The sequence below is a fragment of the Pantoea sp. EKM10T genome (genome assembly GCF_011800685.1).
Taxonomy (GTDB): Bacteria; Pseudomonadota; Gammaproteobacteria; order Enterobacterales; family Enterobacteriaceae; genus Pantoea; species Pantoea agglomerans.
The window spans coordinates 549,128-571,691 of the sequence record NZ_JAALEU010000001.1 but is presented as its reverse complement, the minus strand read 5'-3'; the positions used below and the strand labels follow the sequence as shown (position 1 = coordinate 571,691).

Here is a 22,564-nt window from a genome sequence, read left to right as displayed (position 1 = left end):
CATCAAGGAGTCAGGCGTGTTTACGTTTTCTTTTCCGGGCCGCCTGCTGGCGGCCATTACCCTGCTGCTACTGAGTATGGGCATCACAAACGCTCGTGTGCCGGATGAGTGGAAGAATGGTGCGTATGCCTATTCGGCAGATAATACCCCGCTTAATATTATTCTTGACGATTTTGCCAGCAGCTTTGGTGTTGAGGTCAATCTTGGCACGCTGGGTGACAGCAATGTCACCGGTAAACTGCGCGCAGACAGCCCGGAAGCGTTCCTTAATCGCCTGGCGCTTGAGTATCGCTTTCAGTGGTTTGTTTATAACAACACGCTCTACGTCAGCCCGCAGGCAGCGCAAACTTCCCAGCGTATTGAGATTTCCCCGGAAGCCGCGCCGGATCTGAAAGAGGCGCTGCGCGGTGTCGGCCTGCTGGAACCCCGCTTCGGCTGGGGCGAACTGCCGGATGAAGGCGTGGTATTGGTGACCGGTCCGCCGGAGTATGTGCGCCAGATAACGGAATTTGCCCGTAAATCGGAAAGCAAACCTGAAGCCGGGGCCAATAAAGATATGATGGCATTCCCGCTGCGTTATGCGGCCGTGGCGGATCGCACCATTCGCTATCGCGATCAGGAGCTGCTGGTGCCGGGGGTGGCCACCATTCTGAATGAACTGCTGGGTCAGTCCAGCAACGCCTCTTCCGGAAGAATGTCATCAGGCCAGGGAGAGGATGAACAGGTATCACGTGAACAGTCGCAAAGTGTTTTAAACGAGCTGATTAATCGCAATATGCCGGCCTCCGGACGTAAAAAGGCGCCTGTCAGCAGTCTGGCGGGTAAAGTATCAGCGGATGTGCGTAACAACCTGCTGCTGGTGCGTGACGATCCGAAAACCCGGGACGCTTATCAGGCATTAATTAACGCCATTGATGTTCCGCAAAAGCTGATCGAAATTGATGCAGTGATTGTCGATATCGACCGCAGCGCGCTGAAACGCTTCTCCAGCAACCTGGCCGGTCAGTTTGGCAGTGTCGCCAGCGGCGCCAATATGCTCTCCGGTGCCAGTACACTGTTTGTGACCGATTTCCAGCGATTTTTTGCCAGTATCGAAGCGATGGAGGGGGAAGGGACGGCATCCATTATCGCTAACCCCACTATCCTCACGCTGGAGAATCAGCCCGCGGTGATTGATTTCAGCGATACTGCCTTTATACGCGCCATTGGCGAGAGGGTGGCGGATATTCAGTCTGTCACCGCAGGCACCAGCCTGCGGGTGACGCCACGCGCAATCACCACTTCACAAAAATCGGCTATCCAGCTCATTGTTGATGTGGAAGATGGCAAGCTCAATAAAGATGATGAGGGCGATGCGCAGGGAACCCATAACGCAGCGGTCAGCACCCAGGCGCTGGTGGAGGCGCGACGCTCGCTGGTTCTGGGCGGGTTCCATTCCAAAGAGACGGGCGACCGTGAGCGACGCATCCCGATCCTCGGCAGTATTCCGCTGATCGGCAAGCTCTTTACCTCAACGCGCTATGAGACCTCCCAGCGTGAGCGGCTGTTTATTATTACGCCGCATTTAATTGGTGACCAGGTCGATCCGACCCGGTATATCGCTGCCGAGTCGCGCGAACAGCTGAATAGCGCGATGGATGAGGTGACTAATCGTCATAAGTACACCGACGTCAAAGGGATGGTGGAAGGCGCGATGCGCGACCTGGCGCTGAACCGCGTGCCAGCGGGGATGACCAGCGGTGGCACGGGCCAGACGCTTTCCTCCCTGTGCCGCATTTCGGGCGCTTTCGGGAGCGATTTCCGTCGCCATCAGTGGTACGGCAATAGCAGCGTACAAATAACCGTTGGGGTGATCACCAACAACACCCAGCAGACGCAGCGTTTTGATGAGAGTCTGTGCCGCAGCGACCGCACGCTGGCGGTAGCGGTCTGGCCGCGTGGAGAACTGCGTCCGGGTGAATCGGCGGAGGTATTCGTCGCATTTGATAGCAATGCTCCGTCACGTCCTTCTCGCGCTTCGCTGCTCTCTTCAGCAGGCGGTGCACCGGCCAAAAACCTCTACTGAGCTGATAAGGAAAAAGCATGTTAGTGAGAATAATTGTGCTTACCGCCGCCGCGCTGGTGCTGAGTGCCTGCGCGCGGCCGCAGGGCGGATGTAATGACGTGGGCTGTCGCCCCTCTTCAGACCTGCATAACCTGACCATCTGGTGGCAACCACAACTGCGTAATGGCCCGAACGACTACACGCGGATAACGGTAGATAACTAATCACGTTTCGGCAGTCCCAGGCCCCGGCTGATCGATGGGGCCATATTTTAACGAGAATCGACCATAGCTATTCACCTTCCGTTTCCGGGAAGCCTGTGTGCGGCGCACTCTTTGCCCGCATGCCAGTGCTGGTAATGCTATTCCATTACGTCAGTTTTCCTGCAGCAGACCGCAGGCGGCTCTGTTATCAGCAACCGCTTGCCGGTTTCACCCCGGCGACTTTTAGCGCTTTAATACTGGCTTTTATTCAGCAGGCCCGTGAGATGCAGATGTGACTGCCTGATAAGATAGTCCGGCGTTACCCTCCGCACTATTCTTCCCGAATCTCAATCACCTCATCCAGATAGTGATCCTCCAGCTCCCGCAGCAGACGATAGACGTGCGCGACGGCATTTAACGTTTCGCGTGGAACATAAGCGCCTTCCCGCGTGGTGCGCCACAGAGTGCGGGTCAGCCAGATAAAGCGGATAACCGGTCTCTTTTTACGCTGCGCCTCTTCAATTAATGCCCGCGCCTCTTCATCGCAAGCCTTGAACAGCAGACGCGGCAGCGGCGTTTCATCCGGGCGATAATAGAGACCGACGGCAAAATGGGTGGGATTAACCAGCAACACATCCGCGTCTTCCACGTTAATCTCACGGGCAGGCACCGGCTCTTCATTCAGGATCTCCTGAGCCAGCTGACGGCGGTGGCCTTTCATATGCGGATCGCCTTCGCTCTGCTTAAATTCGTTTTTGATATCTTCATGACTCATACGCTGCTGTTTGAGGAAGAAATAGCGCTGAATACCAAAATCGAACAGGCTGATTATTAGCATCACCATCAGCACCCGACGTGACACCTTCATAAACAGCGCCATCACCCCCTGCCAGAAACCATTGAGATCGCCAAGCGCCAGCTGAGCAAGGCCACCGAGGTCCGGCATGATCGCCTGCCATACCACCAGGCCTATCACCACCGCTTTAAAGATGCTGGTCAAAAGCTGGGTAAACTGGCGGGCAGAAAACATATTCTTCAGGTGATTAAACGGGTTAAGCGCATCCGGTTTCGGTGCCAGCGCTTCGGTGGAGAAGAGTGGGCCGAACTGCACCCAGCCGCCCATCACCCGCAGCAGCATGGCAATGGCGCACGCGATGCCCACCAGCACCAGCATTACGATGACGCTATCACTTATTACTTCCTCCATCGCGTGATCGAATGGGTCGCGCAGACGCGTTAACGGCAGCAGCATCATCGCCTGCAACCGCTGCATCCCGGTATCCACCATAGCAAACAGGGTCTCAAGGATACCGATTGAGATAAGCAGCTTAGGGATATCCTGGCTCTGGCTGACCTGGCCTTTTTTGCGCGACTCTCTGAGTTTTTGCGGTGTAGCGTCTTCGGTTTTTTCGCTCATGGTGCGCTCCCGGCTGAAGGGGCAAATATCTGCGACAGGACAGGGATAAGATCGCGCAGTTCATACAACCGCGCATTACCCAGATGGTCCAGCAGTGGCAGATAGAGGATAAAAAACAACATGCCGAGCAGGCATTTCAACGGAATTGTCAGGGCAGTCGCCTGTAGCTGTGGGCTATAGAGACTCATCACACCGATGGCAAAATCGAGCAGCAGCATCAGCGCCACCGGCGGCCCGGCATAAAGCACCATATCGCTGAAGATTTTCCCCAAAAGCGTAAGCCAGACGTGAAAACCTGCCTCTGCGGGGAAAGGTATCCACTGGGTGGCGGACCAAAGATGATAGCTGTCCCAGATCACCTGGGTGATGGTCGATAATCCCAGCCCTGTGACCAGCAGCAATATCAGCACCTGCTGCATTAACTTACCCAGAGGCGTCACATCCGGCCCCAGCTGGGGGTTAATTTGCCCACCCATTAAGGCACCCCGCTGATTATCGAATAACGCACCGACAGACTCATACAGCCAGAAAGGCAACGCCAGCAACAATCCGAGCAGGGTGCCTATCATCAACTCTTTGAGTACCAGCCCTGCCAGCGCCATCATTGTCGGCTCAAGCACATCAATTTGTTCTTTGATGCCTGGGGCGATAAACAGCGCCAGCGCCACAGCAATGGCGGTTCGCAGCAGCCCTTTTATGACGCTAAAAGAGAATATTGGTGTCAGTAACAGGCAGGGAAAGATGCGCGCCATGCCAAGTCCCAGCGCGAGGATTGCATGAAACGTATCGGTGAGTGGGTAACCTGTCAGCATCAGGAACTGACCGTTGACATCATCGCAAACGCCGCCTGCGCCAGCTCCATCAGTTCAACACCGACCCAGCGCCCGGTAAGCGCCAGCGTCAGGCCGACCGCGATAAGTTTGATGCAGAACGGCAGGGTCTGATCCTGCAACTGCATCGCGGCCTGTACCAGTGAAATAATTACCCCGGAGATCACTGCCACCAGCAGCGGCGGCGCGGAGAGGATAACCACCAGCAATAACCCCTGGCGAAACAGCGTCAGAATATCCATGATGACCTCATAAATAGCTGTAGAACAGGCCGTCGAGCAGCCGCGTCCAGCCGCTGATGAGCACAAACAGCAGGATCTTCAGTGGCAGCGAAACGGTCATCGGCGACACCATCTGCATCCCGAGCGCCAGCAGGATATTCGAGACGATCAGGTCAACGACAATAAAAGGAATAAAGATCAGAAAGCCGATTTTGAAACCGTTCTGCAGCTCCGATAGCACGAAGGCCGGGATAATGAGCAGCATATTTTCGGGGGTGACCGAATCTGCCATTTTCTTTGGCCACATACGCTGGGCATTTTCCTGCAGATGGATGACGATGTCCGGATCGGTATTTTTATGCATAAACGTTTTCAGCGGTTCGATACCATTAGCGGCGGTATATTCGAGCCGCTCCATACTGCTGAAATCGACAGGGATCGCTTTCAGCCTGTCGGTCATATCGCTAAATACCGGCGCCATAATAAATAGCGTTGCCGCCAGCGCAATGCCGTTGAGCGCCATCGTTGGCGGCACCTGCTGCACGCCCATCGCGTTGCGCGTCAATTGCAGCACCATCGTAATTTTCAAAAAGCTGGTACAGATAATGAGCATCATCGGCAGCAGTGCCAGTGCGCCGAGAAACAGCGCCAGCATAATCGGGTTGAGTGGCCCCATCTCCATCGGAATCACCTGTTCACATCCCCGACGCTCGCCACGCCCGGCAGCATGTGAGTAATCTGCAACCCCAGACGTCCTTCGACATTGACCAGTTCGCCTTTCGCCAGCGGAAACTCGCCGTGACATAGCAGTGCTTCACCGGGCACGACGTTTTCTACCGTGACCGTCGAGCCGACATCCAGACGATTTAACTCACCCAGGGTAAGTCTGAGATGGCCGCAGCGCACGGTCAGGGCCAGCGGCAGCGCATCAAAAGGTGATGCCACAGGCGCCGTTGTTTCAGTCAGGCCTTCATTCGCTTGAGGTGTATCGGCAGGCAGATTATCTTCGGGGGTCACATTCATGTAACTATTCTCCAGACGGGTAATAAGAAAACGGGCAGGATGCCCCTCCCCGAACAGCAATTCGCCCTTTAGGTGCAATTGCGCAAGGCGAAGCTCGCCGCGACCGGTCGGGAAAAAATACGAGGTAGCAGGGAAAATCACATCACCGGGGCGAAGTGTGCGTAACTGCGAGGGAGCAAACGACACCGCACCCAGTTCTATCGGCAGCGATAACGGCAGGGCGCTGCAAAGCGGTGCAGGGAGCGGAGCCCAGCCAGGCTGGTTTAACAACGCCGCCAATGTGGCGGGCGCAAGATATAACTGACTTTGCGCCTGCGCCTCACCGATCGTGAAGCTAATCGCAAGCCACATCCCCTCAACCGGTGCGCAGAGCGCGTCCTGCGGCGTCAGGTCGCCAAATAGCGCGCGCAATGCCGGGCTGAGATGCTGGTTAAAGAGCGGCCAGTACCAGTCAGCGCACGCCCCGGGTTCTGGCAGCAGCGGGCAAGTGGAAAACAGACTCAGCAGCGCTTCGCTCTCCGCCAGAGATAACCCTCCCGCCTTGCATGAGAAGCTCTGCGTCGGTGGCCGCTCGCCGGGGGGGGCGAGCCGCAGCTGAAGCTCACCCGCTTCGCCTGCAAGGGTAAAAGGATAGCCAAGGCCGTGGCCGATACGCTGGCGCAGGCTGGCTTCTTCGCGCGGCAGAGTGCGCAGGGATAAGGGTTTCATTCCCGGCCTCCGCGCTGCTCAAAACGCAGGCGCACAGCGCAGGCCATCCGGCGGCGCAGCGACTCCCGGCAGCGTTCCTGATGGGCGGCCATCATCGTCATGGCAGGTGGCGCAAAACGCAGGCTGATATCCCAGCCCGCGGCAAAAGGACTCAGGCGGGCATCCACTTCGCCTAAAAGGGGCAGCAGTAGCGTCATCGATATCGGGCCAGCAGGCTGCTTTTCTGCCATGGCGCACAGGGGGGGCTCCAGTAGTTGTTGCCAGGCCCTGGCCGGAGAAGCGGGAGCCACATGCTCATGGGATAACTGTGACCCAAAAGAGGGGGAGCCTTCCCAGGGTATGATAAGCGGTTGCGGCAGTTCGCTGGGGATGAGCAACAGCGCGTCGAACAGCGAACCCTCTTCGCGAAACGGCTCGGTGCGGGATTTACGCTCGGATGTCGCGACGTCTGAAGGTCCGGTCTGCGGCGAACGGCGCTGCACCTCCGGCCGTGCAGGCGGCGCTGGATTATTTTGCGGGGGGTGGGGTAAGGCTGTCATCGTAATGCCTCGCTGTGCGCCATCAGATATTCCAGTTTTTCCACATCGTGCAGACGCGCCTGTGTTTGCTGCTGTGTGTGCTGCACCTGTTGTTGTTGCATAACCTGCTGTGCGCGGCACTGTTGCAACTGATTACGCTGCCCACTCACCGCGTCGCTGGCCTGGCGCTCCCGGGCCAATCCTCCGACCAGACGCTCCTGTTTTTGCAGTCCCGACTGGTGGTGTCCGGCAAAGCTATCGCGCAGTTGCTGATAATGCTGTTGTGCGGCTTCAAGCTGGTGTTCCGCCTCGGCTGACTGACGTTGCGTTTCGCACAGCGCCTGCTCCGCTTGCCGTTGCAACCGTTCGCAGCGGCGTAAGCGCTGGCGGCGAATTGGCAGCAGCAGAGAGAAGGCCTGCTGCAATTCAGCGCTGCCCTCATCAGTCGTGATGTCGTGATCAGGTAGCGGATGACGGCGCATGCTGGCTTACCTCCGCTAAGTAATGCAGTGTGTCGTCATATCCGCAGGGCGCGTGCATCGCCTGTTGCAGATAGCCATTTATCGCCTCCTGAGCCGATACTGCCGCATCGGTCATGGCATCATGTCCCGGCTGGTATTCTCCCAGGCGGATTAACATTTCTACCTGCTGCCAGGCGGACATCATGCGGCGCAGCTGCGTGGCGTCGCGGCTATGCTCGCGAGTCGCAACGTTGCTCATGGTTCGGCTCAGGCTTGCCAGTACATCAATTGCCGGGTAGTGACCGCGCTCCGCCAGACGACGGGTCAGCACAATGTGGCCATCAATCAGGGATCTCACTTCGTCCGCGACCGGATCGTTCATTGAATCGGCTTCAATCAGCACGGAATAGAGGGCGGTGATGGCCCCCCGTGAGGTCTGTCCTGCGCGCTCCAGCAGGGTGGGCAATAAGGTATAAACCGAAGGCGGCAGCCCGCCGCGACCCGGTGGCTCGCCCAGCGCGAGGCCGATTTCACGCTGGGCACGGGCAAAGCGGGTCAGGGAGTCGAGGATTAACAGCACGTTCTTACCCTTATCGCGCCAGGCTTCGGCGATGGCAGTGGCAGTAAAAGCGGCCCTGGCGCGTTCCATACTGCTGCGATCGGAGGTGGCGCAGACGAGCACCGTACGGCTGCGCAGCGCCTCATCCAGTTCGTGGTCAAGAAACTCGCGCAATTCGCGCCCACGCTCGCCAATCAAACCAAAGACAATGACATCGCAGGGCGTATTACGGGCAATCTCCGCCAGCAGGGTGGTTTTCCCGCAGCCCGCGCCGGCGAAGATCCCCACCCGCTGTCCCACGCCCAGGGTCAGCGGGCCATCAATGGCGCGAATGCCGGTCGGCAGCGGCGTATCGATGCGCGGACGATCGGTGGGTGCCGGGGCATCGCCCAGTACGCCTACCGCATCATCCACCGTACCGGGCAGGGCGAACGCGCCAGGCTGGCCTGCATCCAGTGGACGGCCAAAGCCGTCAAGTACGCTGCCGAGCAGGGCGTCGGACACCACAATACTGTGTGGCAGGCGCAGCGGAACCACGCGCGCGCCCCGGGCTATGCCGTCGAGCTGGCCAAGGGCGGAGAGCAGCGTGTGCTGCGGGTTAAAGCCGACCACCTCTGCCAGCACGCTTTGCCCGTCATCCCGGGCGATCTGGCAGAGATCGCCAATCCGCGCCTCGGGCAGGCTACTTTCAAGCAATATCCCGCTGATCCCGGTAATGCGACCAAAGCTTTCGACCGGCGAAAAGCAGGTCAGCCGCCGCCGCTGCTGCTGATACCACTGCTCCAGTGTCATCGTCATTACCAGCTCACCTTAATGTTATCGCGCCCGTTAAACTCGATCTGGGTACTGGTAATCGCCACCAGCCGCAGGTTGTCTACTTCATCGCCGATAAACAGACGCTGCCCATCATCAGTGACAATATTGGCGCGGCTACCGGTGGTGATTTGCACAATGCGAAACGGCAGTCTGACCTTCAGCAGCCTGACCTGGTTATCCAGCGGGATATCGCTGGTGTACGTTGCGTTAAAGCGCTCCAGCATTCGTTTATAGATTTGCATCTGTGGCTTACTGAGGCGGCCTGTAAGACGCAGTCGCTGATTATGCATGTCAACTTTCACGAGGCTCGCCAGATCGCGTTCGCGCAACATTTTCTGTAACGGAGCCTGCAATTCTGCGGGAGTACTCAGTGGCCGGGAGGAGGTGACCTGAGTCTGGGCTACGGTGGGCTGCAAAACCCAGCTCATTACTGTCAGAGTGAGCAGCAACATCAGGCTCCAGACCAGCGTGCGGATGCTGCGGGTGAATATCCCTTTACGTGCAGCGACCGGGGGTATGGCCTCATTCGGTGCTTCAGCAGTTTCTTCTGGCATAGAAGGGGTGGCAGGCGGCATACAGGCGGCCCACGGCGTGTCGATACGCGCGACGCAGAGCCAGACGTCAGCGACCTGAAAAGGTTCTTCACTATTAATGGCATAGGCTTCCCCGCCGTGCGGTTGTGCCAGCCACCGGGTCTCTTCCCGGCGCAGCTCGCACTGGCGGGCAGCAACGCGAGCATCGCTAAGCATCAGATCGGCCTCATCGGCGTGGCCAATCAGCCATTTATCACCGAAGAGGGGTAACGCGGCGCCTAAATGCAGGCCAGACAGCACGCGCAGTTCGAACATGGTTAACTCTCCCACGTGGTAAGTGAGTAAGCGGCCGGATCGAGCTCTATACGGCCCAGCACATTTACTGCGAGATTGGGTTGCAGCTCTGCAAACGAGAGCACCGGCACATAGTGGAACTCTTCCTGAATAAGCCCGCGCATCGGGCTGCGCAAATCCTGGGCGACCAGCAGCACCGCGCTTTCCGGGGTGTCAACCGGGAATGCGTTGGCGATGAGCGGGAGAATGGCGCTGATCTGCTCATGGGTTAGCGCAAAGAACAGATCGTTTTGCGTCTGACGAAGCGAGTCACGCAACTGTTCTTCCAGTTCCGGTGTCAGCAGCCAGACATGCAGGCCGTCCGGACGGGCATACTGGTAACAGAGATGATTTTTTAACGAGATGCGCACCTGGTCGGTCAGCAGCCAGATGTCGCGCTCATGCTGCCCATGCTCGATCAGCGCTTCGGCAATTGCCCGAACCGATCGCAGCGGAATGCGTTCTGAAACCAGTTTTTGCAGGACGCTGGAGAAACGTGAGAGGGGCATCACGCGCTGTAACTCCTGCGACAGCTCCGGCTGCTCTGATTCCAGCCAGCTCACCAGCGCGCGGGTTTCCTGCAGACCAATAAAATGCGGGCTGCTGGCGTGAATAGCGTTCTCCATGCGCTTTACCAGGATTTCGCGCGCCGTCCAGCGCTCGACCTCTTCGTTTTGCAGCAGCGGATGATCCGCCGCCAGCCAGATAAGATCGCCTTCCTGACGCTGCTCGTCGCCCTCTGCCACGCTTTCCCTGTCGGTTGACGCGATCTCGTCCAGCCAGCGGCGTTTCACCGCCCGATGCGACACGTTAAATGTCCCTTTTACTTTCGGGATTTCATAAACCGAGAAGCGAAACTCATCTTCCGTCTGCTGGTCGAGAAACTCGATATCGAACGCTGGCAGGGTAAAGCCGAAGTGGTAAACGATACGGTTACGCAGGCGGCGAATATCCTGCACCAGCTCCAGCATCTCCGGATGGCCGCGCCATGAGGACGAGAAATTGATCAGATAAGGTCGTGTTGGGTTGAACTGACGTAAATCCTCCTTGCCGTTCAGCTCAGGGGGAATGACCTCATTTTCCATTTGCGGCTGCGCAAGGCTCAGGGTCTTTCTGACACGCCAGATCTGAAAACCGCCGCTAATCATCGTCAGCGCGGCCAGCAGCAAAAAAATTGCCGTTGGCATACCTGGCAGCAGGGCAAAGCCCACCATCCCCATTGAGGAGAGCAGCCAGGCTTTCGGCTGGCTGGTTAACTGCTCGGCAATCTCGCGGCCGATATTATTGTCAGCCGTCTGCTCATTGTCGGACGAGACGCGGGTAATCAGCATCCCGGCGGTCAGCGAGATCAGCAGCGCAGGGATCTGTGCAATCAGTCCGTCACCGATGGTCAGAATCGAGTAGATATGCATCGCTTCGCCAGCAGGCATGCCCAGCTGCAGCACGCCAATACTGATGCCGCCAATCAGGTTAATCACGACAATCACCAGCCCGGCGATAGCGTCACCTTTAACAAACTTCATCGCGCCATCCATCGCCCCGAATAACTGACTCTCTTTTGCCAGTTCATTACGCCGGTTTCTGGCCTGTACCCCATCAATCAGTCCGGCGCGCAGATCGCTGTCGATGGACATCTGCTTACCTGGCATTGCATCAAGGGTAAAACGCGCAGCCACTTCGGCTACCCTTTCGGAACCTTTGGTAATGACCAGGAAGTTCACCACAGTCAGGATCAGGAACATCACCATCCCTACCGCAAGGTTGCCGCCCACCACAAAGTTACCGAAAGCCGCCACCACATGGCCCGCATCCTGCTGAATTAAGATCTGGCGGGTGGTGGAGATAGAGAGTGCCAGGCGGAACATGGTGGTGAGCAGCAGCACGGCGGGAAAGGTTGAGAACGCCAGCGGCTTAGGCAGATACATGGCCAGCACGACCAGCAGAGATGACAGGCAGATATTCACCGCTATCAGCGCATCAATTAATGGCAGCGGTAAGGGAATAATAAGCATAAACACCAGCGCCATGGCAAAAGCCGCACCGACCACTTCGGAGCGTTGCATGGCGCTGATCGCGATTCGATTCAATATCTGAAACAGGGTATTCATCTTTGTTGCCTCACGACGCAGCGTTCCGGTTGCGGCGTTGCTGTTGCTGCTCAGTTTTAGTGACGTCCGTAATCATGCCGCGCAGCAGTTTTAACGCGTTGTCACGATTTTCCTGAGCGGGCCACAGCGAGGCTGGCACGCCGTGCAGGAGCGGAAAAAGCGAACTAAAAAAGAGCGGCAGATGTTGCCTGTTCTGGCCGACAATCTCGTCTGCCAGCCCGGTAAAATCACTCTGATAAGCGCCGTTATGGCTGATTTGCAACATCCGGCGTGCCAGAGTCAGGCTGTTCATGGCAACACTGGGCAGTTTGCTGCGCATACGCTGCAAAAAGGCAGTGCTGTCGCTCAGCGTCTGGCTTATCCCGGCAGCATCGCGCAGTCCGCGGTGGATACGTCCGAGGGTAATAACGCTGATTGAGGGGGCAAGTGCGGCGATATCATCCGCCAGCGCGCGCTGCAGAGTACGCAGCGTCGGGATCAGATTACGCGAGCCGATCAGCTCCAGCAGCATATCCAGCATCCTGGTTGCGGACTGCTGGTGGACGATGCCGTCGTAATAGAGGTTGCGCAACGACTGTTTACGCTGCGGATCGCGGGTATACCCGGCGATGGCTGACGCCGTGTTGTTGCCTGCACGAATGGTCTGGCCGTGGGTCTGCTGTAGCTTATCCAGCTGGGCCCCGGCCAGCCCGGCCAGTTCCCCGTCGCCTTTATCCTGTGCCTGTTCGCCGATCACACGCAGTAGCAGGGCGGTGCGCGCCGGATCGCCGCCGGTCTTTTCCAGAAGTGTGTCGCTATCCGGCGGCGGATTCTGGCGCAGGGCGGCACGCAGCCACGCCATCTGCTCCAGCGTTTGTTGTTCATCGCCGCCGTCGAGTAGGGAAAATAGTGCATTCAGCTCTCCGACTTTGCTGAGCGCATGCTTGCCACGCTGCTGGTTCCGTGACGCATTACGGCGGTCCTGCGCCTTTTGCCTGCGTTCCATCTTTTCACTGAACGCGGCGCCCATTTCTTCCATCGCGTCATTCAGTGACGTTTCCCGCGCGCGGACATTATCCGGCACGTCGTTTTTACCTGCTGTCTGTGGCGTGTTTTTATGCAGAGCTTTTAGCGAGTGCGCCAGCGCCGGTATCGCATGTTGTATTTTGAGCATCGCCAGCCATCCTCAATGGTTATTACTCTCTTTCTGTGTCAAATAACGCTTACCGGTTCCGAAAAAAGCGGTAAAAAAAAGTGGAAATAATTTCATCCGGAAATCAGTGCAATTTTTTGCATTATTCATCGATAAGGAAGGGTAAAAACTGTCTCAGATAATTCTGTATGGAGAATTAATTGTTTTCATAAACAGCAGCTTATTTGTTGAGCAGCAGATGGCATATCTCTTGCTATGTAACGAAATCAATTGCTACTAATGAGAGAGATAAGAAAATGATTAATTCAACGCTCGTATCCGCTGTCGCAGAGTCACCCTTAGCAATTAACGTAAACTGGGATGAGATCTTCGTTACGCATAATAAGAAGCTGTTAAATTTCATTCGAAAACGTATTGCCAGCCATGAAGATGCTGATGACATCCTGCAAATGACCTGTCTGGAAGTGTTGTGTAATCGCCATAAGTTTCGCGGCGCATCCCGTCCGGAAACGTGGGTATTTGGCATCGCAGTTAATTTGATTCGCAACTACTACAAATCAAAACAGATCCACTATCTGTTTGATAATCTTAATGATGAAGTTATCGCCGATCTGCTGCTGGATAATGATCCCAGCGATCTGACGGAAAACAGGCAATTACTGAGTCATACGCTGGCATCCCTCGAAATTTTACCGAAAGACGTGAGGGTGATGCTGTCTATCCTTGTGGAGGAGGAGGGCAGCTATCAGGATATCGCTCAGCAGCTAGAAATCCCGGTAGGCACCGTGCGCTCTCGGCTCTCACGCGCGCGGGAAACATTAAAGGGGAGAATTTACGCCTGAATATGGGCCTGCGAAAAATGGCAATTTAACTGCTAAGCTTATCAGCTCGTTAATATTTAGCGGGTTATGACTATCATGCCGTCGGAACGTTATTCTCTGCGGCTTGATAAATCCGTGGAGGGAATAATGCTTTTACAGGGTGTATCTGACCAGAATGACAATGACAAAACTACTATCACCGGTTTATCAAATATTGCCTTAAACAAAATTCATGATGCGATATATTTGATAGATAGCCAGCTGCATATCAAATATGTCAATGAAAAGGCCTGCCAGTTGACGGGATATTCCCGCGAGGCATTTTCGCAGCTCAGCTTTGACATCATTGATAAAGAACTGCGCGACAATGATGTTTTTGCCCTATGGTGGAAACTCAGTACCCGCCCTGAAGGGATACAATTCACTTCACATCATACCGGCCGGCATAACGTTTTTCCCGTAGAAGTGAGTTGTAGCGGATATCACCAGGATGGTGAGCTGCATATCTTATGCATTGTGCGCGATATGCATGAAATTCGCCGGCAAAAAGAGCAGCAGCAACTTCGGGAAAAACAGCTGCATCAGGTAGTGGAAAATTCTCCCGACCTCATTTTACGGTTTGATTTGCAGACCCGCTGCCTCTATGCCAACCTGGCGGTCCGCAGCTGGTTTACTCTTAGCGAAAACGATATCAGTCGGGTGCCGCTGACTGAAAGCGTGCAGCGCGGGGGGATTGGACTGAGCCTGTTTAAGCTGGTCTCACGCACGATGGTTGATGAGAAAGTGGCCGAAGATGAGCTGGTGGTAAAGCATCAGGGTGATAAACGCACCCTGCATGTGCGCTGCGTGCCGGAATATGATTTACAGGGCGGGCTGGTTAGCGTGCTGGCGGTTGGGCGCGATATCACTGCAATCCGCAAGACCGAAGAGGAGTTGCGGCAGTTAACTCATAATCTCGAGCGGGCGCGGGAAGCGGAAAAAAAACAGCTGGCGCGTGATATTCATGACGAGCTGGGCCAGCATTTAACCGCTCTGCGTACAGGGTTGTCGCTGCTGGCGATGCGTAAAGATCAGCCTGTCGATGCGCAGCAGGCAAAAATTCAGCAGCTGATGGTGCATCTGGACAGCACGATTCAGGTGGTACGGGATGTCTCGACCCGCCTGCGGCCTAACGTTCTCAATCTTGGTTTAATTCCGGCGCTGGAATGGTTGCGCGATCAGTTTATAAAAAACAATGGAATCCGCTGCATTTTACTGGCACCTGATGAACATACCGTGGTGCTGGATGAAGCGACGCTGACGGCGGCGTTTCGCGTGGTACAGGAGTCTCTCACCAATGTCGTCCGCCATGCCAGAGCCAGCAATGTTTATATCTTCGTCAAACTCACGCCGGATGCGCTGCTCATCGAAGTTGTCGATAACGGTAAAGGGTTTCATCTGAATCGAGTGAAGAAAGGGACGTGTGGGCTGCACGGCATCAGGGAGCGAGGACGCATGCTAAATGGAGAAGCGACCATCGATAGTACACCTGGTAAAGGGACCCGGGTTAAACTGAAATTCCCCCTCTCTGTAAGCGCTAAATCAGTCGCATCCTGTCCGAAAACCGGGAGTATTAACCGATGAGTAAATGCATACGTCTGATGATTGCCGACGATCATGCCATTATGCGCGAGGGCCTGAAGCAAATTTTTGCTCTTGATGACAATATCGACGTGGTATGCGAAGCATCGGATAGCGGCCAGGTGCTGGAGCGCCTGCGTCAGCACGAAGTCGATCTGCTGCTGCTCGATATTTCGATGCCTGGCATGAGCGGAGAAGATCTGATTACCCGCCTGATGCCTCTCTATCCCCGGCTGCGCATTCTGGTATTGAGTATGTACAACGAACCGCAAATTACCCGGCGGGTGTTAAATAATGGTGCGCTGGGCTATATCACCAAAGACAAGTCGCCGGATGTTTTACTCAAAGCGATTCGCACCGTGGCGCAGGGATCACGCTATATCGATCACGATCTGGCACAGGAGATTATCTTCTCCGACTACCAGAGCAATAATCGTGCGCCTCATGAGAGCCTGACGATGCGCGAACGGCAAATCATGATCATGCTGGCCCACGGGGAGTCGATTAATGCGATAGCCGATGCGCTCTCCATCAGTAATAAAACCGTCAGCACCTATAAATCACGCATGATGAAGCGAATGAAATTTACCAATAATGCCCATATTGTGAAATATTCCCTGCAGCATAACCTGGTGCAATAATGTCGTGAGGCTCCGCCTGATAAGCCTCGGGCGGGGTCGATCTGAAAGTGTTTTGCAGCACGGCTAATGGGAAGGACGTGTCCGCCTGAATTTTACCCCCGACCGCATAATGAAAAATCCACGCCATGGCGTGGATTTTAGGGAGTCTGTCAGACTTCATGGTTTTGATGGAACCCCATGAGACAACAATATTTAATCAGACGTTGAACAGGAAGTTCATCACATCGCCATCTTTCACGATGTACTCTTTACCTTCTGAACGCATCTTGCCGGCTTCTTTAGCACCTTGCTCGCCTTTATAAGCGATGAAATCTTCAAACGCGATGGTCTGGGCGCGGATAAAGCCTTTCTCGAAGTCAGTGTGGATTTTACCGGCGGCCTGCGGAGCTGTCGCGCCAACCGGGATAGTCCATGCACGCACTTCTTTCACGCCAGCGGTGAAGTAGGTCTGCAGGTTCAGCAGGGAGTAACCGGCGCGGATAACGCGGTTCAGGCCTGGCTCTTCCAGTCCCAGCTCTGCCATGAATTCGTCACGGTCTTCATCTTCCAGCTCGGCGATATCCGACTCAACGGCGGCGCACACTGGCACCACGACTGAACCTTCCGCTTCGGCGATAGCGCGCACCTGATCCAGGTACGGGTTGTTCTCGAAACCATCTTCATTGACGTTAGCAATGTACATGGTGGGTTTCAGGGTCAGGAAGCTCAGATAGCGGATTGCCGCTTTGTCGTCCTCATCCAGATTCAGTGAACGCAGCATGCCCGCTTCAGAAAGATGCGGCAGGCACTTCTCCAGCGCAGCCAGCTCGGCTTTGGCATCTTTGTCGCCGCCTTTGGCTTTCTTCTGCACACGCTGAATCGCACGTTCACAGGTTTCAAGATCGGACAGCGCCAGCTCAGTGTTGATCACGTCAATATCTTCAGCCGGGTTAACTTTGCCCGCCACGTGGATGATGTTGTCGTTTTCAAAGCAGCGCACTACGTGACCAATCGCTTCGGTTTCGCGGATGTTGGTCAGGAACTGGTTGCCCAGACCTTCACCTTTTGACGCGCCTTTTACCAGACCGGCGATATCGACGAATTCCATGGTAGTCGGCACCACGCGCTGCGGCTTAACAATCTCAGAAAGCTGGTCGAGACGCAGGTCAGGCATCGGCACCACGCCCGTGTTTGGCTCAATGGTGCAGAAGGGGAAGTTAGCCGCTTCGATGCCCGCTTTAGTCAGCGCGTTAAACAGAGTGGATTTACCGACGTTCGGCAGGCCCACGATACCGCATTTGAATCCCATGGTTTGATACCCTTTATAACTGGATGGACAGTGCGCCAGAAGGCGGACTGTCGGAGACGAATTGAAAAATTTCGCGCATTATACACGGAATCACGACGATTCGGGCGTTTAAGCAGGCTTGAAGGCGTGCAGCCGGTTCATCGCCTTGATACGATCCTCTTTCAGCCACAGTTCGGTGCAGCGCGCCGCCTCATCAATGGCATCATCAATCAGCTTCTGCTCACTGGCGGGCGGCTTGCCCAGCACAAATCCGGTCACCTTGTTGCGATCGCCGGGATGCCCGATACCGATGCGCAGCCGATGGAAATTGTTGTTGTTGCCCAGTTTGCTGATGATATCTTTCAGACCGTTATGGCCGCCATGCCCGCCACCCTGCTTGAACTTCGCCACGCCGGGTGGCAGATCGAGTTCATCATGCGCTACCAGGATCTCTTCTGGCGCGATGCGATAAAAGGTCGCCATCGCCGCCACGGCTTTCCCGCTCAGGTTCATAAAGGTGGTCGGCACCAGCAGGCGTACATCCTCTCCGGCTATCGCCAGGCGCGCGGTATAGCCATAGAATTTGCCTTCCTCTTTCAGTGACTGATTGTGGCGCTCAGCCAGTAAATCCAGATACCAGGCACCCGCATTGTGGCGCGTGGCGGCATATTCAGCGCCTGGATTGGCTAGGCCCACAATCAGTTTAATGCTGCTCACAATGATTATCCTGCTGTTATCGCGAAAGGGCGTTAGTTTACTTCGCCACGGGCGAGATGACAAAGTACAAGCATCGAAATGGTTCATGACGGTGATTAATCATTTTCTATCGAAATCAACAGGCTGCAATCAGGGCCAGTTAATTATTTATGGCTGATGTGTGATCCACTCCGCAACGTTATCTTCACCCATTGCCTAAGCTTATGGCACTTAACATTGTGTGCGGTTATTGACTCATATGGATGGAGGTGCAGCATGAAACATCAACACTGCCGCGTAGCGGGTAACAGCTTGATGGTACTGGGATTAGTCACAATGGTGCTGGGCGTGGGTTTCTCAATTATGAACCAGCTTCCCTCGCTTGATCTGCCAGATGCGCTGGCGCAGGGCGCAATCCTCGGCATCTTTGTTGGTGCAATGATGTGGCTGGTCGGGGCGGGTTTGAGTGGTCGTGAAAAGGTTGAAGATCGTTATTACTGGCATCGTCACTATGACAAACGTTGTCGCCGGTCGCACAATTCTCACCATTAACTGATGCCAGCAGTGACCGGATGCTGCGCGATGCGGTTCCGGCCGCTGGCCTTGGCGTGATAGAGCGCTTTATCCGCCAGTGCGAGTAAATCGTCAAAACCCTGCTGCTGATGTGTGACCGTGGCAAACCCAATGCTGACCGAATAGGCAATTGAATTGGGTTGTGACGCACAGACCTCCCGCCGAATCGTCTCGCACCAGGCCTCTGCCTCTGTTGCCGCCGCCGGAATTATAGCCGCAAACTCCTCTCCACCCAGTCGCGCAAAACGCCCCTCAGCCGGTATCAATCCTCTGACAATGTCGCAAAAGTGAATCAATATCTGGTCGCCCTGTTGATGGCCATACCGATCGTTAATGCTCTTAAAATGATCCAGATCGAACAGAATCGCGCTAAACGGCCGGTTCTGACGACGGCATCGCACCACAATCTTCTCTGCTTCATTAAATAAAGCCCGACGATTCCAGACGCTGGTCAGAGGATCGTGCATCGAGGCATGTTTTAAGACTGACTGCATCCGTTCATTCACCATGGCCAGGATAGTAAATGTCAGACCGATGACAAACAGAATCGATTCCAGGATGACGTAAATCGAGAAGTTTGATCCGCCAATGGCGCCAGGCAGCGTGCTGGGAATCGCGCTGTCCAGAAACAGGCGAGCCAGGTGAAACAGCAGATGGATCCACAGCAGCAACTGCGCAGGCCAGAAGGTCACCTTTAGCGTGGCACGCGCCAGCCAGACCAGCTGGATCAGTGCCGCGGTATAGGCGATGCAGGCGATGCAGAGCACCAGCACCCGTTTGGGTAAGCTGTAATAGAATGCCGGGAAACAGCAGAGGAGTGCCCAGAGCAGGGCGCCCAATAGCCAGTGAGTGCCGATGGGCTTGCCGCAGAAGCGCCGGAACGCATTTAACAATCCGCCGTAAGCCAGCATCACTAAAACGTTACCCACTGCAACGGGCAGGAAATGCAGGCCACTGCTGCGCAGGCTACTTAAGAATACCGCAATCAGGGTAAAAACCAGCGACAGGCAGGTGAAGCCGAGAACGCGATCATACTGCGATCCGATCCAGGCAAAAAACATGATGATGCTCAGAAACCCCAGCACATAAAGCTCGCAGACAAATAACGTATAGATATCGAGGCTCATGGCGGTCAGGGTTCTTATGAAAAGTGCGCTGCAAATTACCACTTAACGGCACAGGGCAGAAGCGGGGAACGCGGCGTTTTATCAAAAGAGTGGGTGGCGTTGAAAATAGGCGATTTTGGGGAAATTTATCGCGAAAATATCAGAAAAAGAAGCGCGTTAATCGGGCGCCCGGCAGGCATAAAAAAACCGGGCACAGGGCCCGGTTCCGCGAAGATTAATGCTCGAACATTGCCGAGATTGACTCTTCGTTACTGATGCGGCGAATGGCTTCGGCCAGCATGCCAGATAAGGTCAGCGTGCGCACATTCGGCAGTGACTTAATCTCCTGAGAGAGTGGAATGGTATCGCAGACGATTACCTGGTCGAGCACAGATTTACGCAGGTTTTCAACCGCATTGCCGGAGAAGATCGGGTGGGTCGCGTAAGCAAAGACGCGTTTAGCACCACGCTCTTTCAGCGCTTCAGCCGCTTTGCACAGCGTGCCGCCGGTGTCGATCATGTCGTCGACCAGCACGCAGTCGCGGCCAGCAACGTCACCAATGATGTGCATCACCTGAGAAACGTTCGCGCGAGGGCGGCGTTTATCGATGATGGCCATATCGGTGTCGTTCAGCAGTTTAGCGATAGCACGGGCACGTACTACGCCACCAATATCGGGAGAAACAACAATCGGGTTTTCCAGACCGATCTGCATCATATCTTCCAGCAGGATCGGACTGCCAAATACGTTATCAACCGGGACGTCGAAGAAGCCCTGGATCTGCTCGGCGTGCAGGTCAACCGTCAGAACACGGTCAACACCGACGCTGGAAAGGAAGTCTGCCACTACTTTAGCGGTGATAGGTACACGCGCGGAACGCACGCGGCGATCCTGACGGGCATAACCAAAGTAGGGGATGACTGCGGTAATACGACCAGCAGAAGCACGACGCAGCGCGTCGACCATCACAACCAGTTCCATCAGATTATCGTTGGTGGGGGCACAGGTGGACTGGATGATGAAAATATCACCACCGCGTACATTTTCGTTGATCTGTACGCTCACTTCACCATCACTGAAACGTCCTACAGCGGCGTCTCCCAGGCTGGTGTAAAGGCGGTTGGCAATACGTTGTGCTAGTTCCGGGGTGGCGTTACCAGCAAATAGCTTCATATCAGGCACGAGAAGAACCTCAGGCTTTGCGTCCAGAGAATGAACGGCATGACTGTAACCGGCGCGTACGGTCATGTGCGTTCACACGGGTGTGTTGATGCGAAACGTGCAGTGTCCGGAACGTGGTGACACTGTCACGCATTCGCTAATCGCCTCGCAGGGTACGCTGTAGCGGCGAAACATTTACGCCCCGGGCTACAAATGCGCGTACCCCATTCGGGGCAAGCTCCAGCACCTGGCGGGCAGCAGACTCGGTGTCGAACTCAGCAAACACACAAGCGCCCGTGCCAGTCAGGCGTGACGGCGCGTATTCTAGCAGCCAGGAAACAAGCTCATCAACCTCACGAAAACGTTTTCTTACCACTGCTTCACAATCATTGGTGAAGGGTGATGCTAAAAGCGTCGATAAACTGCGCGATGGAGTATCTCGCGTCAGTTCGGGGTCGTTGAATACTACTGGGGTGCTGATATTCACGCCGGGATGGGCGACAAGATACCACTTTTCTTCCGGCTCTGCGGGATGAAGTTGTTCACCCACACCCTGGGCGAAGGCCGCGAAGCCCTGGACAAACACCGGCACATCCGCGCCCAGCTTCACGCCCATCGCCGCCAGCTCATCCGGCGTGAAGCCGGTTTGCCACAGATGATTCAGCGCCACCAGCACGGTTGCCGCATCAGAGGAGCCGCCACCGAGACCGCCACCCATGGGCAGATTTTTCTCAACGGCAATCTGCGCGCCCGCGTGAGCGGACAGGCGATTGTTATCCTGCGCCGCCTGTTTCAGCATGTTTGCGGCGCGGACAATCAGGTTATCCGCATCCGCAACGCCTGCCACGGGCGTTAACAGAGTGATCGAGCCGCTTTGATCGACAGTAATCTGCAGCTGGTCACCGTAATCAAGAAACTGAAACAGCGTCTGCAGGTTGTGATAGCCGTCGGGACGACGGCCGGTGATGTAGAGAAAAAGATTCAGTTTTGCCGGGGCAGGCCAGTGGGTGATCATTGAACGGTCCAGCCGTCCATACGCAGTTTAATCCGCTGGTCACCCTCTTTCAGCTCCAGGCTCGAAGGCAGCGGCGGGGTAACTTTGCTGTCGTAGCCCGCAATAGAGACCTGCCAGTTCTGACCGTCGCGGCTGTAGTTCAGGCTGCTTAGCTGATAGCTCTCGTTGAGCTGATAGTCGGTGGCATCGCCTGGCAGACCCATCATCCACTGGCGCAGATTCGCCAGCGGAATGTTCATGCCGGTCAGCTGCGAAATCATTTTCTGCGCATCGTTGCTGACGTAACGCTTTCCTTTGTTATCGACGATCTGTACCACCGAGCCCTGCGCATCCAGCTGCAGTTCGGTGCTGCCCAGCGGATTGGTCAGCAGCAGGCGATAGCGATCGGGCGCGGTCTGCTGCCAGTTAAAGCGGGCATAGACTTTCTGCTTGTCAGAAAGATAGGCAAAGGCGCCGCGGGTCTGATAGTGCGTGACCTTTGAGACCGCCTGCTGATGCTGTTGCCACTGTGGCGCGGTAACGCTGGGGCCCGGGCCTTGCGGTTTGTTGACGCTACAGGCTGCCAGCAGCACGCTGGCAAGGGGCAAAAGGCGCAACAGATTGCGTGGTGAATTAAGCATCAAGTGGTCATCTCCTCGGACACATTTATTATTCGTAACGGATAACGCTAACCGTCCCGGTTTTAACCGTCAATGCTGTTATGCAGCAAATTGAGCACGATCGGGTTAATCTTATTACAGTCATAGCCTTTGTATGG

Annotated in this window: 23 protein-coding genes; 6 read left to right on the top strand and 17 right to left on the bottom strand. The window is 55.5% G+C overall.

Going from position 1 to position 22,564, the window contains the following annotated elements; genetic code table 11:
- The first annotated feature begins 16 nt into the window (after positions 1-16).
- Together sctC and hrpT are read left to right on the top strand one after the other, a co-directional pair.
- Positions 17-2,065 (top strand): type III secretion system outer membrane ring subunit SctC, encoded by a 2,049-nt coding sequence (sctC, locus tag HFD95_RS02675; protein ID WP_010669970.1) that lies wholly within the window; start codon positions 17-19, stop codon positions 2,063-2,065.
- Positions 2,066-2,082: 17 nt separating this feature from the next.
- A complete protein-coding gene (gene hrpT / locus HFD95_RS02670; protein ID WP_010669971.1) occupies positions 2,083-2,268 on the top strand; it encodes an HrpT family type III secretion system protein in 186 nt (61 codons plus the stop codon).
- Positions 2,269-2,578: 310 nt separating this feature from the next.
- Here hrpT and sctU read toward each other — a convergent pair whose 3' ends face one another.
- The 11 genes from sctU to sctW are packed head-to-tail and all read right to left on the bottom strand — an operon-like array spanning position 2,579 to position 12,927.
- Entirely contained in the window at positions 2,579-3,664 is a 1,086-nt protein-coding gene (sctU, locus tag HFD95_RS02665) for a type III secretion system export apparatus subunit SctU (protein WP_167429788.1), read from the bottom strand.
- Positions 3,661-4,476 (bottom strand): type III secretion system export apparatus subunit SctT, encoded by an 816-nt coding sequence (sctT, locus tag HFD95_RS02660; RefSeq protein WP_010245919.1) that lies wholly within the window; start codon positions 4,474-4,476, stop codon positions 3,661-3,663. The genes sctU and sctT overlap by 4 nt, the downstream gene beginning before the upstream one ends.
- Positions 4,476-4,736 (bottom strand): type III secretion system export apparatus subunit SctS, encoded by a 261-nt coding sequence (gene sctS / locus HFD95_RS02655; protein WP_010245915.1) that lies wholly within the window; start codon positions 4,734-4,736, stop codon positions 4,476-4,478. The genes sctT and sctS overlap by 1 nt, the downstream gene beginning before the upstream one ends.
- Positions 4,737-4,743: 7 nt before the next feature.
- Positions 4,744-5,397 carry a type III secretion system export apparatus subunit SctR gene (sctR, locus tag HFD95_RS02650; RefSeq protein ID WP_010669972.1) on the bottom strand — a complete coding sequence of 218 codons (654 nt, stop codon included), beginning with the start codon at positions 5,395-5,397 and terminating at the stop codon, positions 4,744-4,746.
- Positions 5,398-5,402: 5 nt separating this feature from the next.
- Complete coding sequence (locus HFD95_RS02645) at positions 5,403-6,446, bottom strand: FliM/FliN family flagellar motor switch protein (protein ID WP_167429787.1); 1,044 nt, start codon at positions 6,444-6,446, stop codon at positions 5,403-5,405.
- On the bottom strand, positions 6,443-6,985 hold the full coding sequence (locus tag HFD95_RS02640) for a type III secretion system HrpP C-terminal domain-containing protein (RefSeq protein ID WP_167429786.1): 543 nt from the start codon (positions 6,983-6,985) through the stop codon (positions 6,443-6,445). The genes HFD95_RS02645 and HFD95_RS02640 overlap by 4 nt, the downstream gene beginning before the upstream one ends.
- Positions 6,982-7,446 (bottom strand): hypothetical protein, encoded by a 465-nt coding sequence (locus HFD95_RS02635; protein WP_167429785.1) that lies wholly within the window; start codon positions 7,444-7,446, stop codon positions 6,982-6,984. Before HFD95_RS02635 ends, HFD95_RS02640 begins: the two co-directional genes overlap by 4 nt.
- Entirely contained in the window at positions 7,424-8,782 is a 1,359-nt protein-coding gene (gene sctN / locus HFD95_RS02630) for a type III secretion system ATPase SctN (protein ID WP_111533721.1), read from the bottom strand. Before sctN ends, HFD95_RS02635 begins: the two co-directional genes overlap by 23 nt.
- The gene (locus HFD95_RS02625) at positions 8,782-9,648 is read right to left on the bottom strand and encodes an FHA domain-containing protein (RefSeq protein WP_159226355.1); all 867 of its coding nucleotides are present in this window, start codon (positions 9,646-9,648) and stop codon (positions 8,782-8,784) included. The genes sctN and HFD95_RS02625 overlap by 1 nt, the downstream gene beginning before the upstream one ends.
- Positions 9,649-9,650: 2 nt before the next feature.
- Entirely contained in the window at positions 9,651-11,774 is a 2,124-nt protein-coding gene (gene sctV, locus HFD95_RS02620; RefSeq protein WP_033771569.1) for a type III secretion system export apparatus subunit SctV, read from the bottom strand.
- 10 nt (positions 11,775-11,784) lie between these two features.
- Positions 11,785-12,927 carry a type III secretion system gatekeeper subunit SctW gene (gene sctW, locus HFD95_RS02615; RefSeq protein ID WP_010245896.1) on the bottom strand — a complete coding sequence of 381 codons (1,143 nt, stop codon included), beginning with the start codon at positions 12,925-12,927 and terminating at the stop codon, positions 11,785-11,787.
- A gap of 275 nt (positions 12,928-13,202) precedes the next feature.
- Here sctW and HFD95_RS02610 point away from each other — a divergent pair, with 275 nt between their 5' ends.
- The 3 genes from HFD95_RS02610 to HFD95_RS02600 all read left to right on the top strand — a co-directional run bounded on the left by HFD95_RS02610 (position 13,203) and on the right by HFD95_RS02600 (position 15,988).
- Complete coding sequence (locus HFD95_RS02610) at positions 13,203-13,748, top strand: RNA polymerase sigma factor (RefSeq protein ID WP_010245893.1); 546 nt, start codon at positions 13,203-13,205, stop codon at positions 13,746-13,748.
- A gap of 66 nt (positions 13,749-13,814) precedes the next feature.
- A complete protein-coding gene (locus HFD95_RS02605) occupies positions 13,815-15,350 on the top strand; it encodes a PAS domain S-box protein (protein ID WP_308116932.1) in 1,536 nt (511 codons plus the stop codon).
- Positions 15,347-15,988 (top strand): response regulator transcription factor, encoded by a 642-nt coding sequence (locus tag HFD95_RS02600; RefSeq protein ID WP_010245888.1) that lies wholly within the window; start codon positions 15,347-15,349, stop codon positions 15,986-15,988. The genes HFD95_RS02605 and HFD95_RS02600 overlap by 4 nt, the downstream gene beginning before the upstream one ends.
- Before the next feature lie 196 nt (positions 15,989-16,184).
- On the opposite strand, the gene ychF is transcribed toward HFD95_RS02600, so the two are convergent.
- Both ychF and pth read right to left on the bottom strand, forming a co-directional pair.
- The gene (ychF, locus tag HFD95_RS02595; protein WP_010245885.1) at positions 16,185-17,276 is read right to left on the bottom strand and encodes a redox-regulated ATPase YchF; all 1,092 of its coding nucleotides are present in this window, start codon (positions 17,274-17,276) and stop codon (positions 16,185-16,187) included.
- Between the two features lie 108 nt (positions 17,277-17,384).
- Positions 17,385-17,972, bottom strand: a complete 588-nt coding sequence (gene pth / locus HFD95_RS02590) for an aminoacyl-tRNA hydrolase (RefSeq protein ID WP_010245882.1) — start codon at positions 17,970-17,972, stop codon at positions 17,385-17,387.
- Positions 17,973-18,227: 255 nt separating this feature from the next.
- Between pth and ychH the strand changes: the two genes are divergently transcribed.
- On the top strand, positions 18,228-18,503 hold the full coding sequence (gene ychH, locus HFD95_RS02585; protein ID WP_010245880.1) for a stress-induced protein YchH: 276 nt from the start codon (positions 18,228-18,230) through the stop codon (positions 18,501-18,503).
- Here the strand turns inward: ychH and HFD95_RS02580 are convergent.
- The 4 genes from HFD95_RS02580 to lolB all read right to left on the bottom strand — a co-directional run bounded on the left by HFD95_RS02580 (position 18,500) and on the right by lolB (position 22,427).
- Positions 18,500-19,651: a GGDEF domain-containing protein gene (locus HFD95_RS02580; RefSeq protein ID WP_010245877.1), complete on the bottom strand. Its 1,152-nt coding sequence runs from the start codon at positions 19,649-19,651 to the stop codon at positions 18,500-18,502. The two genes, ychH and HFD95_RS02580, sit on opposite strands and share 4 nt — an antisense overlap.
- A 214-nt stretch (positions 19,652-19,865) precedes the next feature.
- The gene (gene prs / locus HFD95_RS02575) at positions 19,866-20,813 is read right to left on the bottom strand and encodes a ribose-phosphate diphosphokinase (RefSeq protein ID WP_010245874.1); all 948 of its coding nucleotides are present in this window, start codon (positions 20,811-20,813) and stop codon (positions 19,866-19,868) included.
- Positions 20,814-20,949: 136 nt separating this feature from the next.
- Positions 20,950-21,807 (bottom strand): 4-(cytidine 5'-diphospho)-2-C-methyl-D-erythritol kinase, encoded by an 858-nt coding sequence (gene ispE / locus HFD95_RS02570; protein ID WP_010669983.1) that lies wholly within the window; start codon positions 21,805-21,807, stop codon positions 20,950-20,952.
- Positions 21,804-22,427, bottom strand: coding sequence for a lipoprotein insertase outer membrane protein LolB (gene lolB / locus HFD95_RS02565; RefSeq protein WP_010669984.1), 624 nt, complete (start codon positions 22,425-22,427; stop codon positions 21,804-21,806). The genes ispE and lolB overlap by 4 nt, the downstream gene beginning before the upstream one ends.
- Between the last annotated feature and the right edge of the window lie 137 nt (positions 22,428-22,564).